This is a genomic window from Ideonella sp. B508-1 (genome assembly GCF_000333615.1).
Taxonomy (GTDB): Bacteria; Pseudomonadota; Gammaproteobacteria; order Burkholderiales; family Burkholderiaceae_C; genus Ideonella.
In genome coordinates, this window is sequence record NZ_BADL01000027.1 from 1 (window position 1) to 1,755 (window position 1,755).

Here is a 1,755-nt window from a genome sequence, read left to right on the forward strand (position 1 = left end):
GAGCTCGGACCGGGGACCTCTAGAGTCTGCAGGAAGGCCTGCTGTCGGTGCACAACACCCTGGTGGGCCTGAACCTGCGCGACAAGGTTCGCATCGGCGCGGCCGGGCGCATCGTCAGCGCCTTCGACATCGCCCGGGCCATGGCCCTGGGCGCCGACTGGTGCAACTCGGCCCGTGGCTTCATGTTCGCCCTGGGTTGCATCCAGGCCCAGGCCTGCCACACCGGCCATTGCCCCACCGGCGTCACCACCCAGGACCCGGTGCGCCAGCAGGCCCTGGTGGTGCCGGACAAGGCCGAGCGGGTCTTCAACTTCCACCAGAACACCCTGCATGCGCTGCAGGAGCTGGTGCAGGCCGCCGGCCTGCGCCACCCGCGGGAGATCACCACCCGCCACATCGTGCGCCGCACGCCGGGCGACCGGGTGACCCTGCTGGCCAACTGCCTGCCCACGGTGCAGCCGGGCGAGTTGCTGGCGGCCGAGCGGGGCGAGCGGCCCTGGCCGCAGCCGGTCTACGAGCTCTACTGGCCGATGGCCCGCACGGACAGCTTCTCGCCGCGGGAGCCGATGCCGGCCTGAGCCCGTCCCCAGGGCGGGCGCCCCCCTCAGCCCTGGGGCGGCGCGGTGTCGATGAAGCTCTGCCGCGCCGCCAGCTTGTCGTGCAGGCGCTGCAGATTGGGGTGCGCGGCACGCCAGTCGATGGCCGGGAAGCGGAAATCCAGGTAGCTCAGGGCCACGCCCACCGCGATGTCGGCCAGCGTGAAGTGAGTCCCCGCTCCGGCGCAAAAGGTCTTCTCGGCAAGGCCCCGGCTCATGGCCTGCAGGGCGGAATGCACCCGCACCATCTGGCGGTCGATCCAGGCCTGGCTGCGCTCGCCCTCGGCCCGACCGGGCCAGGTCTGCTCCAGCCGGACGGCGACGCTGGCGTCCAGCAGGCCGTCGGCCAGCGCCTCCCAGGTGCGCACCTCGGCGCGTTCGCGCCCGGTGGCCGGAATCAGCTTGCCCACCGGCGAGAGCATGTCCACGTACTCGACGATCACCCGCGAGTCGAACACGGCCTCGCCGCCCTCCATCACCAGGCAAGGCACCTTGCCCAGCGGATTGGAGGCCAGGATGTCGTCGCGGGCCCAGACGTCTTCCAGCACGAACTGGCAGTCCAGCTTCTTTTCCGCCAGCACGACACGCACCTTGCGGACGTAGGGACTGGTGAGGGAGCCGATCAGTTTCATGCGTGCGGTCAAGGGGATGGTTGGCCTGCGATTCTAGCGAAGCCCCCCGCGCCCGCTGATCGCCCCCTCCAAGGGGTGTCCCCCTTAAAATGTGAGGTTTCGCGCGCATCCCGGCGCCGCGTTCAGCCTGAGCTCTTTGCCATGACGATCTCCACCCTGATGGCCCTCTCCCCCCTGGACGGCCGCTACGCCGCCAAGGTCACCGCCCTGCGCCCGCTGCTGTCCGAGTACGGGCTGATGCACCGCCGCGTGCAGGTCGAGATCGAATGGCTGATCGCCCTGTCGGATGCTGGCCTGGACGGCTTCGCGCCTTTGTCGGAAGCCGCCCGCGGCCTGCTGCGCAGCCTGATCGCCCGCTTCTCCGAGGCGGATGCGCGCGCCATCAAGGACATCGAGAAGACCACCAACCACGACGTGAAAGCGGTGGAGTACTGGCTCAAGTCCCGCGTCGAACATGACGCCGAGCTCAAGGCCGTGTGCGAGTTCATCCACTTCGCCTGCACCAGCGAAGACATCAACAACACCAG

Annotated in this window: 2 protein-coding genes and 1 pseudogene; 2 read left to right on the forward strand and 1 reads right to left on the reverse strand. The window is 69.4% G+C overall.

From position 1 onward, the window contains the following. Positions 1-26 precede the first annotated feature (26 nt). Positions 27-578: pseudogene (locus tag I73_RS01480) on the forward strand (glutamate synthase-related protein); the annotation flags it as partial. Between the two features lie 26 nt (positions 579-604). Here the strand turns inward: I73_RS01480 and I73_RS01485 are convergent. Then, on the reverse strand, positions 605-1,228 hold the full coding sequence (locus tag I73_RS01485) for a glutathione S-transferase N-terminal domain-containing protein (protein ID WP_022978995.1): 624 nt from the start codon (positions 1,226-1,228) through the stop codon (positions 605-607). 141 nt (positions 1,229-1,369) lie between these two features. On the opposite strand from I73_RS01485, the gene I73_RS25335 reads away from it, so the two are divergent. Next, positions 1,370-1,755, forward strand: a 386-nt coding sequence (locus I73_RS25335; protein WP_040499398.1) for a lyase family protein, incomplete at its 3' end; no start/stop codon positions are given.

Bases quoted from the DNA above. Each gene is read 5' to 3' on its own strand.
- I73_RS01485 (WP_022978995.1), bottom strand. From the start codon at position 1,228: ATGAAACTGATCGGCTCCCTCACCAGTCCCTACGTCCGCAAGGTGCGT.